Here is a 15793-nt window from a genome sequence, read left to right as displayed (position 1 = left end):
CGGGCTCGCGCTCGTGCCATCGCGAACCTCAATGCGCCCCCGAAGCCGCCCCGCCGCCGCCACCCTTCGCCACCTTCGTGATCCAGATCAGCGGGATGATCAGAATGAAGATCACCGCCGAGATCAGGAAGATATCGTTGAGGCCCATCATCGCGGCCTGCGAATTCACCGTGAAGTTGAACATGCCGCGCGCCTGCGCTTCGCCGATATCGAGCGTCGCCTGGGACGCGCCGAGCGAGTGCAGGAAGTTCGGGTTATAGATGTTCGCCTGCTCCGTCAGCCGTTCGTGATGCAGCGCGATGCGGTCGTCCCACGCATTGCCCGCGAGCGAGGTGCCCACCGCGCCGCAGAACACGCGCGCGAAGTTTGAAAGTCCCGCCGCGGCGGGAATCTTCGAGGGCGGCAGCCCTGACAGCACAATTGCCGTGAGCGGCACGAAGAACATGGCCATCGGAATGCCTTGCAGCAGCGTCGGCAGGACGAGATGCCAGGTGTCGATCTCGATCACGTACTTCGAGCGCAGCCAGAAGACGAACGCGAAGCCGATGAACGCCATCGTCGCAATGATGCGCGCGTCGCTACGCGGCAGCACCTTGCCCATGACGGGCGCGAGGATCACCGCGAAGATGCCGAGCGGCGCGGTGACCAGGCCGGCATCGACGGAGCGGTAGTTCAGGTATTGCTGCATCCACTGCGGCAGCAGCACCAGGTTGCCGAAGAACACGCCGTAGGCCACCGAGATCGCCACTGTGCCGCCGAAGAAATTGCGTCCGGCGAACAGCCGCAGATCCACCACTGGATTCGAATCGGTCAGCTCCCACACCACGAAGAACGCGAACGCGATCGCCGCGACAATCGCCAGCACGACGATCAGCGGCGACGAGAACCAGTCGAGGTCGCGTCCCTTGTCCAGCATGATCTGCAGCGACGCGACCCACGTCACGAGCAGCAGCAGGCCGACCACGTCGATGGGCGCCTTGCGCGTCGGCGACTCGCGGTCGCGGTAGATCATCCACGTCACGCCCGCCGCGAAGATGCCCACCGGAATGTTGATGTAGAAAATCCACGACCAGGAATAGCTGTCCGTGATCCAGCCGCCGAGCGCGGGTCCGGCGATCGGCCCGACGGTCGCCGTCATGGCCCAGAGCGAAAGCGCCATCGACGCTTTCTCCTTCGGATACGAGCCGAGCAGGATGGCCTGGGAGAGCGGAATCAGCGGCCCGGCGACCGCACCTTGCAAAACGCGCGCGAACAGCAGTACGGGAAGATTCGGCGCGAGGCCGCAGAGCCACGACGACAACACGAACATCAGGATCGCGCCGACGAACAGATGGATCTGCCCGAGCCGCTGCGTGAGCCAGCCGGTCAGCGGAATCGACACCGCGTTCGATGCGGCAAACACGGTAATGACCCACGTGCCTTCGTTGACGGACACGCCGAGGTTGCCGGAAATGGTGGGAATCGCGACGTTGGCGATGGACGAGTCCAGCACGTTCATGAACGTGGCGAGCGCCACGGCGAAGGTGGCGAGCACGAGTTTGCCGCCTTCGAGCGGCGGGGGTGGGGCGGGCGCGGGACGGGGCGTCGTCGGTGTGCTCATGCGGCTCGGATTCGGGGGGACGATGGATCGAGCCGACAGTGTGCCTGTGCTTAATAAAAGTTGCTGAGGCAAACGGCAGAGGGGGTGTGTGGCTACGCGATTTCATGTAGATACGCGTTGACACATCTCAATTCGTGCGCCTAGCCTCGACTTATTGGAACTCGACGCGGAAAAGTTCGCGATCCGCGCGTTCCTGCTGCTGTAAGACGCGGCACAACGCCGCCGCGTCCTCGCCAGCTCACTTCGCCGAAATATCGATGTTTCCCAGATACTTCTTCGCGTATTTGTCGATGGTGCCGTCCGCGCGGACCTTCTCGATCGCCGCATTGAGCTTCGTCTTCAGCGCGTCGTCGCCCTTGCGCACGCCGTAGGCAATGCCGCTGCCGAGAATCCTGTCGTCGCGCACCGGTGCGCCCACGAACGCGAAGCCCTCGCCGTCGGGCTTCGAGAGGAAGCCGCTCTGTCCGGCGGGCGCGAGCACGAGCGTCGCGTCGAGACGTCCGGACTTCAGATCCGCATAGACCTGATTCTGGTCCTGGTACGGCACGACCTTCACGCCTTCGTTCTCCCAGTGGGCCTTGGCGAAGGTCTCCTGAATCGAGCCCTGCAGCACGCCCACGCTCTTGCCCTTCAACGATGCCGGCGTCGGCTCCAGACTGCTGCCCTTCTTCGCGATCAGCTGCGTCGGCACGCGATACACCACCGTCGTGAAATCGATCGCCTGACGACGCTGTTCCGTGGCGTTCATCGCCGAATTGATCGCGTCGAACTTGCGGCCCTGCAACGCGGGAATCAAACCGTCGAACGACGTCTCGACCCACTTGCACTGCATCTTCGCGGCAGCGCACACCGCATTGCCGACGTCGATGTCGAGCCCTTGCAGCTCGCCCGTCGAGGATTTCGATTCGAACGGCGGATACTGCGCTTCCAAACCGAAGCGCAAGGTGTCGGCGGCGAGAGCGGCGCCGCTCGCGAAGCCGCACGCAACGAGCAGGGCGGCGGCGAACGAATTCAGTTTCATCGTATGGGTCTCCAGGGAAAGCGTCAGATCGTGCAAAGGCGGCGCGCGCCTTCGATGAGCGTGCCGTCGTCCTTCGCGAACGACAGGCGGATCACGTGGTTGTCGGTGCCGTCGGTGTAGAACGCCGAAAGCGGGATCGTCGCGACGCGGGCTTCGCGGATCAGGCGCAGCACGAAGTCGCTGTCGCCTGCGTCGGAGATCGCGTCGTAGCGCGCCAGCATGAAAAAGCTGCCGGCGCTCGGCAGCAGTTCGAAGCGCGAGCCGGCCAGCGCATTGGCGAGCAGATCGCGCTTGTGCTGGTAGAACGGCGCGAGATCGAGATAGCTCGATTGGTCCGCGAGCGCTTCGGCGAAGGCGATCTGCATCGGCGTATCGGCGGCGAAGGTCATGAACTGGTGGATCTTGCGAATCTCGGCCGTCAGCGCCGCGGGCGCGAGACAGTAGCCGACGCGCCAGCCGGTCACGTGATACGACTTGCCGAACGAGCAGACGATCACGCTGCGCTCGGCCAGCGCCGGATAGCGCGCCATGCCGTGATGTGGCGCGCCGTCGAACACGACGTGCTCGTAGACTTCGTCGGACAGCACGATGATCTTCGTATCGCGCGTCAGGGCCGTGAGCCGCTCGATGTCCGCGTCCGTGAACGCGCTGCCGGTGGGATTGTGCGGCGAGTTGACCAGGATCATGCGCGTCTTCGGCGTGATGGCGGCCGCGACTTCGTCCCAGTCGATGCGAAAGTCCACCGGCGACAGCTTGATCGCGACCGGCGTCGCGCCTTGCAGTTGCACGATCGGCCCGTAGCTGTCGAAGGACGGTTCGAAATAAATGACTTCGTCGCCGGGATGCACGAGCGCGCTGATCGTCGCGTACAGCCCTTCGCTCGCGCTTGCGACCACGGTGATCTCCGTGCCCGGATCGTACTGCGCGCCGTACAACCGCTGGGTCTTCAGCGCGATCGCCTCGCGCAGCGCGAGCACGCCGGACATCGGCGCATACTGGTTATGTCCCGCCCGCATGGCTTGCTCGACGCTTTCGATCAGCTTCGGCGAGCAGGCGAAGTTCGGCGCGCCTTGCGAGAGATTGAGCGCGTCGTGCTCCTCGGCCAGCTGGCCGATCACCGTGAAAATGGTCGTGCCGACGCTGGGCAGCTTCGATTCGGGAATGCAGGCGCTGTGCACGGCGGTGTCTCCGGAAGGGCGGTTCGACGAGAATTGCCGTCGATTCAACCGCGGCAATAAAGCGGGGACAATCGAAACTTTGTCATACTAGCCATGCTTGCAGATCATGGCTACATGCCGCAAACCCGATGAAACCGCTGCCCTCGCTCGATGTCCTCAAAACCTTCCTGGTGGTCGCCCGGAAGCTCAATTTCACGCGCGCAGCCGAGGTGCTGAACATCACGCAGGGCGCGGTGAGCCGGCAGATCGCCGGACTGGAGGCGCATCTCGGCTACGCGCTCTTCACCCGCCAGGCGCGCGGACTGGCGCTGACGCATCACGGCGCGCTGCTGATCGCGCCCTTGCAGCAGGCGTTCAGCCAGATCGACGATGCACTGGCGCGAGGCGGCGCGCAATCCGGCATTCTGCGCGTGAAGTGCCCGACCTGCGCGATGCGCTGGGTCTTGCCGCGCGTCATCCGGCTGCAGAACGAGCGGCCGGAACTGGTGGTGGAGGTGACGGCTTCGGTGTCGCATGGCGTCGAGTTCAGCGCCGAGCCGTTCGATGCCGCCATCGTGTTCGGCGCGGCGCCCGCACAGAAGGGCGTGACGAGTCATCATCTGTTCGACGAAGTGCTGACGCCCGTGTGCGCGCCGGCGCTCTGGAGGCCGAAGCGGCAGCCTCCGCCGACCCCCGACGATCTCGCCGGCGAAACGCTCCTGCACCCCACGCGAGATCGGCGCGACTGGCTGCGCTGGCTCGAGGCATACGGTCATCCGGGTTTGCCGTCTACGAAGGCGCAGCATTTCGACACGCTCGATCTCGCGATCTCGTCCGCGATGCAGGGACTCGGCGTGACCATCGGCGACGTTGCGCTGATCGAAGAGGACTTGCGGGCGCAGCGCGTGATCGCGCCGTTCACGCTGTGCGTGCCGAGCGGCGCGGCCTACTGGCTGACGTATCCGGAGCGGCCCGCGCCGTCGGCGGCGTTGCGGCAGTTTGCGCGCTGGCTGAGCGACGAGGCCGCGCACACGCGTGCGCGGCTGGAGGCCCGGACGCAGGCGGCCCAGGCCTGAGCCGCGCGAGTCAGATCACATGCCGTGCTTGGTGACGACCGATTCCCACTGGCCGTTCTTCACCTGATACAGCGTCGACGAGGCATTCTTGAGCGCGCCATTGCTGTCGAACGCGATGGGCCCGGTGATGCCTTCGAACGAGTTCGACTTGAGCACCGGCCGGTACACCTTCGGATCGATGGAATTGGCCTTCTGCATCGCGTTGATCGCCGCCCACGCCGCGTCATAGCCGAACGGCGCATACGAAAGAATCGCGACGCCGAAGCGCTTCTGGAACTTGTCGCTGAACGCCTTGCCTTCGGGCAGCTTGTCGAGCGGGCTGCCGTATTCCCAGGCCTGCGCGCCCTCGGCTGCATCGCCGGCGAGCTTCAGGAAATCAGCGTCCATCACGCCGCCGCCGCCCACGAACTGCGCGTTCATGCCGAGCTGCTTCATCCGCTTGACGACCGCCGCCGCTTGCCGGTCCAGCCCGCCGAAGAAGATCAGGTCCGCGTTGGCCGCCTTGATGCGCGTGAGTTGCGCGCTGAAGTCGACGGTCTGGTTGTCGCTGTATTCACGCGTGACGATGTTGCCGCCCTTCGCCTTGACCGCCTTCTCGAACTCGTCTGCTTCGCCCTGGCCAAACGCGGTACGGTCGTCGATGATGGCAATGCGCTTCGCCTTCGACGTCGTCACCGCGTAGACGCCGGCGTTGCCCGCGTTCTGCGCGTCGCTCGAAATCACCGTGAAGACGTTTTCGAGGCCGCGTGTGGTGATGGTCGGATTGGTCGCAGCCGGGTCGATCACCGGAATGCCGGCGTTGTTGTAGACCGGCGAGGCGGGCAGCGTCGTGCCTGAGTTGAAGTGGCCGACGACCACCGCCACGCCGTCATCCACCAGCTTCTGCGCCGCCTGCACGCCGATGCGCGGATCGGCCTGATCGTCTTCCGCGTGAATCTCGAACTTGGCTGTCTTGCCGCCGATGGTGATCTTCTTCGCGTTGGCTTCGTCGAGCGCGAGCTGCACGCCGTTCTGGAGGTCCTTTCCGTATCCCGCGTTCGCGCCGGTCAGCGGCGCGGCGAAACCGACCTTCACCGTCATGTCTTCCGCCGACGCCGTCAGCGGCGCGGCAGCAAACGCGACCGTGGCGCAGGCGACGGCCCAGGCCAGAGGTTGAGTAAGAAAGCGCATGGTTTCCTCTCCTTTTTAGTGTGGCAATCGAATGGAACACGAGCCCTTCCGTGCCGGCAAGACGGACTTGCCCTTGAGCGTGCGGGCAACCGCAGCCGCCGACATGCCTGGCGACGCTCGGACAGCGGACATGCGCAATGTAGGAAGCCAATTTCGGCGCGTCTTGAAGTTTCGTCGCGCCGGACGTGCGGATTTCGGCACAGGCCCGACGGCGCCTGCGCGCAAGCCGGGCGCGGCTTCGGGCGTTTCGCCGCCCATTCGCGCGCGACGATTTGCTTCCACCGGCCAAAAGCCGCCGATGCCCTGCCTATCGGCGTCATTGATTTGCCGACTTGACAGAGTGCATATGCACAAACTATTCTCCGTGCATGACTTCCAATTCATCTCCTCTGGATTGCAACTGCTTCGCCATTCGTCAGGCGGCGCGTTACGTGTCGCAGATGTACGAGCGGCATCTGAACGTGGCGGGCATCACGGCCGCGCAGTTCACGCTGCTCGCGGCCATCGGGCGCAAGCCCGGCGTGCAGATGGCCGACCTCGCCGAGCAAATGGTCATGGACCGCACCACGCTCGTGCGCGCGCTGAAGCCGTTGCAGCGTGACGGCATCGTCGAGGCGGCGCAGGAGTCGCGCAGTTCGCGCGCCGTCGGTCTGCGGCTCACGGCGCTCGGCAAGGACACGCTCGCCAAGGCATCGGCGCTGTGGCGCGCGGCGCAGGAAGAATTCGAAGCGAAGTTCGGCGAGCAGCGCGCGAAGGCCTTGCGCAAGTCGCTCTTCGAATTGACGACGATGGAGTGATTGGAACAACCTCGGCTCGCTTCACGTGAGCCTTTCTTTTACGTCATTGTGTGCATATGCACTTTGAAGCGGAGTTCATCATGGAAATCAAGGGAAAAGTCGTACTGGTCACGGGCGCCAATCGCGGTCTCGGCAAGCAATTCGCGCTTTCGTTGCTGAAGGCGGGCGCCGCCAAGGTCTACGCGGCCGCGCGCGATCCGAAGAGCGTCGATATTCCGGGCGTCGAAGCGATTCGCCTCGACGTGACAAACGCCGCCGACATCGCCGAAGCCGCAGCCACGTACACCGACGTGCAGGTGCTCGTCAACAACGCGGGCGTGACGACGCGCGGCAAGCTCGTCGATCCGGCGTCGACCCAGGGCATCCGCGACGTGCTCGAAATCAACACCTTCGGTCCGATCGCGCTGACGCAGGCTTTCGCGCCGGCGTTGAAGAAGAACGGCGGCGGGGCGGTCATCAACATCTTGTCGGTGCTGAGCTGGGTCTCGTTGCCGGCGGGCGGCGCGTATCACATCTCGAAGGCGGCGATGTGGGCGGCGACCAACGCGTTGCGCGAAGAACTGCGCGAGCAGGGCACGCTGGTGGTCGCGGCCCATCCGGCCTACATCGACACCGACATGACCGCGGGCGTCACCGGTGCGAAGTCGACGCCGGAGCACGTCGTGAACGAAGTGCTCGCGGCGGTGGCGCGTGATCAGGAGGAAGTGCTCGTCGATGAAACCGGGCGCGCCGTCAAGCAGTCGCTCTCCACCGACAAGCCGATCTACCTGACGGGCATTCCGCGCTGAGCGAAGCCGAACGCCAGGCGAAGCGACTAGTCCTTCGCGGCCTTGTGCAGGTCTTCGAAGCCGGCGGCTGCCTGCTGCACGTCGGGCGGGCAGTCTTCCATTTCCATGACCTGGCGGATTTCGATCGTTTCGTTGTCGCCCGCCGGACAGCGCTTCGCCCACTCGATGGCTTCATCGCGCGACTTCACCTGCAGCATCCAGTAGCCGCCGAGCACTTCCTTGGCTTCGGCAAACGGGCCGTCCGTCACGCGCGGCTTGCCGCCTGCGAAGCTGACGCGCGCGCCCATCGAAGGCGGATGGAGGCCATCGAGCGCGAGCAGCACGCCGGCCTTCTGCAATTCCTCGTTGTACTTCATCATCGCGGTGACGGCTTCGGCGCTCGGCATCGTGCCGGGTGCGGCGCTTTCGTAGCCGCGCGGGATCATCAGCATCATGAATCGCATGAGAGGGGTCTCCGGAAGGTTGAGAACGCGAGCATGAATGTGCCCGTTCGAACTCTACGACGACTGGCGCCACGCCAAATCGACAGCTGTCGGAAAGCAGCGGATTGGCGTTTGTCCCTAGTCGATTGGTGTTGCCTTCGCGACCGTACGATCAAATAATGTAATCCATTACATCCCGTTGGCCGGTCGGCGGCGCAGCGTATGCCGGAGACGGTTCGTCCACGCGAGGAAGTGTCCATTGCCGATGTCGCGCAGCGCGCGGGCGTTTCGGTGGCGACGGTGTCGCGCGTGCTCAACGGCCACACGAACGTTCGCGAGGTCACGCGCGAGAAAGTGCGTGCCGCGGTGGCGTCGAGCGGTTATCGCATCAACGAACTCGCGCGCAATCTGCGCACGGCCGAAAGCCGCCTGCTGCTCACCATGGTTCCCGACTTCGGCAATCCGTTCTATGCGGCGATCGTGCGCGGCATCGACAGCGTCGCGCGCCAGAACGGCTACTTCATGCTGTTGTGCGATACCGGCGCGGATCCGCTGCGCGAGCGCAGCTATTTCGATCTGTTGCGTGGCCGGCGCGCGGACGGCGCGATCTGCCTCGACCCGGCCGCCGTGCAGAAGGCGCTGGCCGAAGAGGCCTCGACGTTGCCGTGGGTTGCATGCTGCGAGTTCGATCCTGCTGCGGGCGTGCCGTATGTCGGCATCGACAATCATCTGGCCGCGGGCGATGTCGTGCGCTATCTGCTCGGCAAGGGCCACCGGCGCATTGCGCTGATCAACTCGGGGCAAGGCTATCTCTACGGCCGTCAGCGGCTCGCGGGCTATCGCGATGCGTTGCATGACGCCGGCATCGAACCGGATCCCGTGTGGCTGATTGAGCTCGACAGCCTGGACTATGACGCAGGCGAAGACGCGGCCGCGCGTCTTGCGGCGCTCGGCGCAACGCGGCCGACTGCGGTGTTCGCTGTCTCGGATACGCTGGCCATCGGCGTGATGAACGGCTTGCGCGGCGCGGGCCTCGCCGTGCCGGACGACGTCGCGGTGGTCGGCTTCGATGACATCGCCGTGGCAGCCCATGTCGATCCGCCGCTCACTACGGTCTCGCAGCCGATGCAGCAACTCGGCGAATCGGCGGCTGAGCTGCTGCTCAAACGCCTGCGCGATCCGCGCGCCGACGTGCCGGGCGTGTTGCTGCCGCATCGGCTGATCCAGCGTGGGAGCGCCTGATCATGAGCCTCGCAGTGCGCTTCGACGGAGTGGAGAAACAGTTCGGGCCGGTGCGCGTGCTGCACGGCGTGGACTTCGAGCTGACGCCGGGGCGCATCCATGGCCTGCTCGGCGAGAACGGCGCGGGCAAATCGACGCTGATGAAGATTCTCGCGGGCTACGAGCGGGCGAGCGCGGGTGCGATCCTGATCGACGGACGTGCGCGCGACTTCACCAGTTCACGCGATGCCGAACAGGCGGGCATCGTGCTGATCCACCAGGAACTGAATCTGGCGGATCACCTGAGCATCACGCAGAACATGTTTCTCGGGCACGAGTTGAAGAAGGGCTTCTTCCTCGACGAGACCGCGATGCGCGAGGCCGCCCGCGCACGGCTCGCCGAAGTGGGTCTGCACAAGAACCCGGATACGCGCGTGCGCGATCTGATCGTCGCGGAGAAGCAGTTGGTGGAGATCGCGAAGGCGATGCTGCGCGAAGCGCGCCTGCTCATCATGGACGAGCCGACCGCGACCCTCACGCCTTCGGAGACGCAGCGGCTGTTCGGGCTGATGGCGCGCCTGAAGGAAGCGGGCACGACCATCGTGTACATCTCGCACAAGCTCGATGAAGTCGAGCGCGTCACCGACGAAGTCATCGTGATGCGCGACGGGCGTTTCGTCGCGCGCGCGCCGACTGCCGAACTCACGCGGCAGCAGATGGCGAATCTGATGGTGGGCCGCGAAGTCTCCGACATGTTCCCCGCCAAACCCGCGCTCGCCGCGACGGCGCCGGTCGCGTTCGAGGTCGAGCGGGCTTCTGTGCCGGGCTGGGCGCACGATGTGAGTTTCGCCGTGCGCAAGGGCGAGGTGTTCGGTTTCGCGGGCCTGGTGGGCGCGGGCCGCACGGAACTGTTCGAGGCGCTGGTCGGCCTGCGGCCGTTAAGCGCGGCGCAAGTCGCCGTGAATGGCGCGAGCGTGAAGCTCGGCAATCCGCGCGACGCGATGCGCCATGGCCTCACTTACCTGAGCGAGGATCGCAAGGGACGCGGCCTGCACGTTGACATGGCGCTGAAGGACAACCTGACGATGATGACGCTGGAACGCTACGCGCATCCGCTCGTCGACATGCGCGCCGAACGCGATGCGCTGAAACAGGCGGTCGGTGACTTCGGCATTCGCACGGGCAACCTGTCGGCGCGTGCGCGGATGCTGTCGGGCGGCAACCAGCAGAAGCTCGCGCTCGCCAAGTTCCTGCATCCCGACCCGCGCGTGATCGTGCTCGACGAACCGACGCGCGGCGTCGATGTCGGCGCGAAACGCGACATCTATTTCCTGATTCACCGGCTCGCCGCGGAAGGGCGCGCGGTGATCGTGATCTCGTCCGAACTGATCGAGCTGATTGGCCTGTGTCATCGCGTCGCCGTGATGCGCGCGGGCGAACTTGTCGCGACGCTCGGCATGGATCTTCTGACTGAAGAGAGGTTGATCGCGCATGCGACCGGCACACACTGAAGACATCGCCAGCGAGAGCCGGCTCTCCAGCGTCGCGCGATTCCTGTTCGGCGTCGGGCCGCTGATCGGGCTGATTGCGCTGTGCGTCGGCGGCACGCTGCTCAACGGCGATTTCGCCACCGTCGACAACGCGATGAACGTGCTCACGCGCACCTCGTTCATCGGCATCATCGCGGTGGGCATGACCTTCGTGATCATCTCCGGCGGCATCGATCTTTCGGTGGGCTCGATGGCCGCGCTCATCGCGGGCAGCATGATCTACGTGATGAACGGGCTGCTGCAGGGCTTTCACGGACACGCGGTGCCACCGCTCGCGATCATCGCAATCGGCATCGTGCTGGCGCTCGTGCTGGGCGCACTGTTCGGCTTTGCGCACGGCGTGCTCGTGACGAAGGGGCGCATCGAACCGTTCATCGTCACGCTGGGCACGCTCGGCATCTTTCGCGCGCTGCTCACGTGGCTCGCGGACGGCGGCGCGCTCACGCTCGACAACTCGCTCGCCGATCTCTACGGTCCGGTCTACTACGCGAGCCTGTTCGGCGTGCCGGTGCCCATCTGGGTGTTCCTGATCGTCGCGGCGGGCGGCGCGCTCGTGCTCAACCGCACCGTGTATGGCCGGCACGTGCAGGCCATCGGCTCGAACGAACAGGTGGCGCGCTATGCGGCCATCCAGGTCGATCGCGTAAAGATCGTGACCTATATGCTGCTCGGCCTGTGCGTCGCCGTGGCCACCATCCTGTACGTGCCGCGCCTCGGTTCGGCCACGCCGACGACGGGCCTGCTGTGGGAACTCGAAGCGATCGCGTCCGTCGTGGTCGGCGGCACCGCGCTGAAGGGCGGCGACGGGCGCGTGATCGGCACGGTGATCGGCGCGATCCTGCTTTCCGTCATCAACAACATCCTGAACCTGACGAGCATCATCAGCGTGTATCTGAATGCGGCGGTGCAGGGCGCCGTGATCATCCTTGTAGCGTATCTGCAGCGCGGCCGCCGCTAGCCGCGCCTGCACATTCATAGAACCGGAGACATCGTCATGAAAAAAATGCTTCGCGCGCTCGGTGCGCTGACCGTCGTGGCCAGCGCCTGTGCCGCCATCGCTCCCGCGTCGGCCGCCGACAAGGTCGTGCTCGGCGTCGCGATTCCCACGGCGGACCACGGCTTCACGGGCGGCATCGTCTGGTGGGCCAATGAAGCGAAGAAGGACCTGGAGAAGGCGCATCCCGATCTCAAGGTCATCGTGAAGACGGCGGGCAGCGCGCCCGAGCAGGCCAACCAGGTGCAGGATCTGGTGACGGTCAACAAGATCAATGCGCTCGTGATTTTCCCGCAGGAATCGGCCTCGCTGACGCAGCCGGTCGCGCAGGTGAAGAAGAAGGGCGTGTATGTGACGGTGGTGGATCGCGGCCTGACCGACACCAGCGCGCAGGATGCCTACGTGGCCGGCGACAACACCGCGTTCGGCAAGATCCCCGCCGAGTATCTGGCGAAGGCGCTGGACGGCAAGGGTGACATCGTCGCGCTGCGCGGCATTCCGACGACGCTCGACAACGAGCGCTGGACCGCCTTCGAGGGCGTCATCAAGCAGCATCCGGACATGAAGATCCTCGATGCAAAGTACGCCAACTGGAATCGCGACGATGCCTTCAAGGTGATGCAGGACTATCTGACGCGCTTCAAGCATATCGACGCCGTCTGGGCCGCCGACGACGACATGATGATCGGCGTGCTGAAGGCGATCGACCAGGCCAAGCGCACGGACGTCAGGATCGTGTTCGGGGGTGCGGGATCGAAGGAAGCGGTGAAGCGCGTGATGGACGGCGACAAGCGCGTGCCGGCGGACGTGTCGTACTCGCCGAAATTCATCTACGACGCGATCAAGCTGACGGCGGAAGCGCGCCTGAAGGGCGACAAGCTGCCGGCCAAGACCATCATTCCTTCGGTGCTGATCACGAAGGACAACGCCAAGCAGTTCTATTTCCCGAACTCGCCGTTCTGACGCGCGCGGGCCGCGTCATGCGGCCCTGCGGTTTCCACTGAGAGGCGGAAGATGAAGACCATCAAGGGCCCTGCGATCTTTCTGGCGCAGTTCATGGGCGACCAGGCGCCGTTCGATACGCTGGGCAACCTCGCGGCCTGGGCGGCCTCGCTCGGTTACGAGGGCATCCAGGTGCCCGCCGACCCGCGCCTGATCGACCTGGAAAAGGCCGCGTCCAGCGATGCCTATTGCGACCAGATCCGCCGCACGGTGGAGGACGCAGGCGTCGCTATCACCGAACTGTCGACGCATCTGCAAGGGCAGCTGGTCGCCGTGCATCCGGCGTACGACACGCTGTTCGACGGCTTCGCCGCGCCGCATGTGCGCGGTCATCCCGAGGCGCGCACCGAATGGGCGATCGCGCAGCTCAAGCTGGCGGCGGCGGCGTCGAAACGGCTGGAACTCGCCGCGCACGTGACGTTTTCAGGGGCGCTGGCGTGGCCGTATGTATATCCGTGGCCGCAGCGTCCGGCGGGTTTGGTCGAAACCGCTTTCGACGAACTCGCGGCGCGCTGGCGCCCGATTCTCGACGAGTTCGAGCGTGCGGGCGTCGATGTCTGCTATGAACTGCATCCGGGCGAAGACCTGCACGACGGCGTGACTTTCGAGCGCTTTCTCGCGGCGGTGGACGATCATCCGCGCGCGAACATCCTGTTCGATCCGAGCCATTTCATGCTGCAACAGCTGGATTACCTCGCGTTCATCGACATTTATCACGCCCGCATCAAGGCGTTCCATGTGAAGGACGCCGAGTTCCGGCCGAACGGACGGCAGGGCGTGTACGGCGGTTATTCGGGATGGGCCGACCGCGCGGGACGGTTTCGTTCGCTCGGCGACGGCCAGATCGACTTCAAGGCGATCTTCTCGAAGATGGCGCAGTACGACTTCCCGGGCTGGGCCGTGCTCGAATGGGAATGCGCGCTGAAGCATCCGGAAGACGGCGCGCGCGAGGGCGCGCCGTTCATTCGCGAGCACATCATCCGCGTGGCGGAGCGCGCCTTCGACGACTTCGCCGGCAGCGGCGCGAGCCGCGCGCAGATGCGCGGGCTGCTGGGCATCGGAGAGGCGCAATGAGGCGCGTGCGGCTGGGCATGGTCGGCGGCGGCGAGGGCGCGTTCATCGGCGCGGTGCATCGGATGGCGGCGCGGCTCGACGACCGCTGGGAGCTGGTGGCGGGCGCGTTGTCGGCGGATGCGGGGCGGGCGGCGTCGAGCGCGGCGGCGATCGGCCTTTCGCGCAGTTACGACGACTATCGCGAGATGGCGCGGGCCGAGGCGGCGCGAACCGATGGCGTCGAAGCGGTGGCGATCGTCACGCCGAATCATCTGCATGCGCCGGTCGCGACGGCTTTTCTCGAAGCCGGCATCCATGTGATCTGCGACAAGCCGCTGGCGGTGTCGCTCGACGAAGGCGAGGCGCTCTCGAAGCTTGCGCGCGAGAAGGGCCTGCTGTTCGCGGTGACTTATACCTACACGGGTTATCCGCTCGTGCGGCACGCGCGCGGCATGGTGCGGGACGGGCTGCTCGGCGACATTCGCGTGGTGCAGGTCGAGTATGCGCAGGACTGGCTGTCGCTGCCGGTGGAAACGCAGGCGAACCGCCAGGCCGTATGGCGCACGGACCCGGCGCTCGCGGGTCCGGCGGGCTGTCTTGGCGATATCGGCACACATGCGTATCAGCTGGCCGAATACGTGACCGGCATGCGTCCGGCGGAACTGGCCGCGGACGTGACGACCTTCGTGCCGAACCGGCGCGTCGACGATCATGTGCAGGCGATGTTCCGCTACGACGGCGGCGCGCGCGGCATGTTGTGGGCGAGTCAGGTGGCCGCGGGCGAGGAAAACGCGTTGCGGCTGCGCGTGTACGGCACGAAGGCCGGTTTGTCCTTCGATCAGCAAACGCCGAACGAATTGTGGTTCACGCCGATAGGCGGGGCGTCGGAACGGATCACGCGCGGGCGCGTGCGGAGCGCCGAGGCATTGCACGCGACGCGCGTGCCGGCGGGGCATCCGGAAGGCTATCTGGAGGCGTTCGCGCAGCTTTATGCGGATGCGGCGACGTGCATCACGAGCGGCACGACGCAGGGCGATGGCTGGCTCACGACGGTCGAGGATGGCGTCGCGGGCTTGCGCTTCATCGATGCGGTGTTGCGGAGCAATGGGAGGGACGGGGCGTGGGTGGGTGTGTCATGACGCGGGCCACTTGCCGTACAGCATCGCTGCTTCGAGCATGCCCAGGATCAACTGGCAACCGCCGAGCGTGTCGCGCGACGCGCGGCTGAAGGGTGCCTTGAACACGGTGAGCAGGAAGCGTGACAGGCTCAGCGTGCTGGCGGGATAGTAGTGGGTGATGTCGAATGCACGCATGTCGATGTCGAACGCCGCGCTCCACTCGGTGAGAAAAGCCGAGATGCGGTCGGGGTTCAGATCGAGGTCGTGATAGAGATCGGTGTCACGGGTGAAGTGGTCTTCTCCGAACAGCGGTTTGCCAACGGCTCGTTCAACGAAGGTCAGGAGCGCGTCCCAGGCTTGTTCGTCTGTGGCCATCACCGGCGGTCCTCCGGCTTGACGGTCGAGTTGTAGACGAGACTCGCGCGCCACATGATGCTCGATACGTCAGTAGCGAGCGAAACCCAGCCGACTCCGGGAATTGCCTTCCCACGAATGCGCCCAGGTTACGCGTGAATTTAATCCGCAGCGCAAAGACACTCGAGAAAGACGTAATGGTGGGCAGTATTCGGTATTTGATCTCGACAGGAAGTAATGATCTGGACACCATAGAGGCAACCGAGGTTCCTTTGACGGCGTTTGCGAACTTGCCTCGGGTCCGCACAAACGGCTGCCCCATCAAGATCATCGCGACACTAGCGACACATCGACGCCCGTTTGCTTGCAGGTTTCGTCGAGCACAATCAGAAAGAATTGCTCGGAAGGTGACAATTTGTCGTGGATGCCATATTGATAAAGATTGCTCATCATGATTGTGATCGTTACGC

15 protein-coding genes and 1 pseudogene are annotated in these 15793 nt (G+C 65.0%); 9 read left to right on the top strand and 7 right to left on the bottom strand.

Features of this window, described 5'->3' with window-relative positions:
* Positions 1-28: 28 nt before the first annotated feature.
* The 3 genes from QCE62_RS33555 to QCE62_RS33545 form a co-directional block, all read right to left on the bottom strand.
* The gene (locus QCE62_RS33555) at positions 29-1600 is read right to left on the bottom strand and encodes a DHA2 family efflux MFS transporter permease subunit (RefSeq protein WP_309927362.1); all 1572 of its coding nucleotides are present in this window, start codon (positions 1598-1600) and stop codon (positions 29-31) included.
* Between the two features lie 238 nt (positions 1601-1838).
* Positions 1839-2621 carry an ABC transporter substrate-binding protein gene (locus tag QCE62_RS33550; RefSeq protein WP_309927360.1) on the bottom strand — a complete coding sequence of 261 codons (783 nt, stop codon included), beginning with the start codon at positions 2619-2621 and terminating at the stop codon, positions 1839-1841.
* A gap of 23 nt (positions 2622-2644) precedes the next feature.
* Positions 2645-3799 (bottom strand): methionine aminotransferase, encoded by a 1155-nt coding sequence (locus QCE62_RS33545; RefSeq protein WP_309927358.1) that lies wholly within the window; start codon positions 3797-3799, stop codon positions 2645-2647.
* A gap of 128 nt (positions 3800-3927) precedes the next feature.
* Between QCE62_RS33545 and QCE62_RS33540 the strand changes: the two genes are divergently transcribed.
* On the top strand, positions 3928-4854 hold the full coding sequence (locus tag QCE62_RS33540; RefSeq protein WP_309927356.1) for a LysR substrate-binding domain-containing protein: 927 nt from the start codon (positions 3928-3930) through the stop codon (positions 4852-4854).
* A gap of 15 nt (positions 4855-4869) precedes the next feature.
* On the opposite strand, the gene QCE62_RS33535 is transcribed toward QCE62_RS33540, so the two are convergent.
* Positions 4870-6024, bottom strand: coding sequence for a branched-chain amino acid ABC transporter substrate-binding protein (locus QCE62_RS33535; RefSeq protein WP_309927354.1), 1155 nt, complete (start codon positions 6022-6024; stop codon positions 4870-4872).
* A gap of 368 nt (positions 6025-6392) precedes the next feature.
* Between QCE62_RS33535 and QCE62_RS33530 the strand changes: the two genes are divergently transcribed.
* Both QCE62_RS33530 and QCE62_RS33525 read left to right on the top strand, forming a co-directional pair.
* On the top strand, positions 6393-6821 hold the full coding sequence (locus QCE62_RS33530; protein WP_309927352.1) for a MarR family winged helix-turn-helix transcriptional regulator: 429 nt from the start codon (positions 6393-6395) through the stop codon (positions 6819-6821).
* Between the two features lie 80 nt (positions 6822-6901).
* Positions 6902-7609: an SDR family oxidoreductase gene (locus QCE62_RS33525; RefSeq protein ID WP_309927348.1), complete on the top strand. Its 708-nt coding sequence runs from the start codon at positions 6902-6904 to the stop codon at positions 7607-7609.
* Positions 7610-7635: 26 nt separating this feature from the next.
* On the opposite strand, the gene QCE62_RS33520 is transcribed toward QCE62_RS33525, so the two are convergent.
* Complete coding sequence (locus tag QCE62_RS33520) at positions 7636-8052, bottom strand: YciI family protein (RefSeq protein WP_309927347.1); 417 nt, start codon at positions 8050-8052, stop codon at positions 7636-7638.
* A gap of 201 nt (positions 8053-8253) precedes the next feature.
* Here QCE62_RS33520 and QCE62_RS33515 point away from each other — a divergent pair, with 201 nt between their 5' ends.
* The 6 genes from QCE62_RS33515 to QCE62_RS33490 are packed head-to-tail and all read left to right on the top strand — an operon-like array spanning position 8254 to position 14990.
* A complete protein-coding gene (locus QCE62_RS33515; RefSeq protein WP_309927345.1) occupies positions 8254-9273 on the top strand; it encodes a LacI family DNA-binding transcriptional regulator in 1020 nt (339 codons plus the stop codon).
* A 2-nt stretch (positions 9274-9275) separates the two neighbouring features.
* The gene (locus tag QCE62_RS33510) at positions 9276-10763 is read left to right on the top strand and encodes a sugar ABC transporter ATP-binding protein (protein ID WP_309927343.1); all 1488 of its coding nucleotides are present in this window, start codon (positions 9276-9278) and stop codon (positions 10761-10763) included.
* A complete protein-coding gene (locus tag QCE62_RS33505) occupies positions 10744-11760 on the top strand; it encodes an ABC transporter permease (protein ID WP_309927340.1) in 1017 nt (338 codons plus the stop codon). The genes QCE62_RS33510 and QCE62_RS33505 overlap by 20 nt, the downstream gene beginning before the upstream one ends.
* 36 nt (positions 11761-11796) lie before the next feature.
* Positions 11797-12759 (top strand): substrate-binding domain-containing protein, encoded by a 963-nt coding sequence (locus QCE62_RS33500; protein ID WP_309927338.1) that lies wholly within the window; start codon positions 11797-11799, stop codon positions 12757-12759.
* 51 nt (positions 12760-12810) lie between these two features.
* Entirely contained in the window at positions 12811-13872 is a 1062-nt protein-coding gene (locus tag QCE62_RS33495) for a sugar phosphate isomerase/epimerase family protein (protein WP_309927337.1), read from the top strand.
* Positions 13869-14990 carry a Gfo/Idh/MocA family oxidoreductase gene (locus QCE62_RS33490; RefSeq protein WP_309927336.1) on the top strand — a complete coding sequence of 374 codons (1122 nt, stop codon included), beginning with the start codon at positions 13869-13871 and terminating at the stop codon, positions 14988-14990. The genes QCE62_RS33495 and QCE62_RS33490 overlap by 4 nt, the downstream gene beginning before the upstream one ends.
* Here QCE62_RS33490 and QCE62_RS33485 read toward each other — a convergent pair.
* Both QCE62_RS33485 and QCE62_RS35340 read right to left on the bottom strand, forming a co-directional pair.
* Positions 14985-15344 carry a DUF1493 family protein gene (locus QCE62_RS33485; RefSeq protein ID WP_309927334.1) on the bottom strand — a complete coding sequence of 120 codons (360 nt, stop codon included), beginning with the start codon at positions 15342-15344 and terminating at the stop codon, positions 14985-14987. The genes QCE62_RS33490 and QCE62_RS33485 overlap by 6 nt on opposite strands.
* Positions 15344-15773, bottom strand: a pseudogene (locus QCE62_RS35340) (STM2901 family protein). Before QCE62_RS35340 ends, QCE62_RS33485 begins: the two are co-directional and overlap by 1 nt.
* Positions 15774-15793 lie beyond the last annotated feature (20 nt).

This window comes from Caballeronia sp. LZ033 (assembly GCF_031451265.1).
Classification (GTDB): domain Bacteria; phylum Pseudomonadota; class Gammaproteobacteria; order Burkholderiales; family Burkholderiaceae; genus Caballeronia.
The sequence above is the reverse complement of the archived record's forward strand: the minus strand, read 5'-3'. Positions and strand labels throughout refer to the sequence as shown.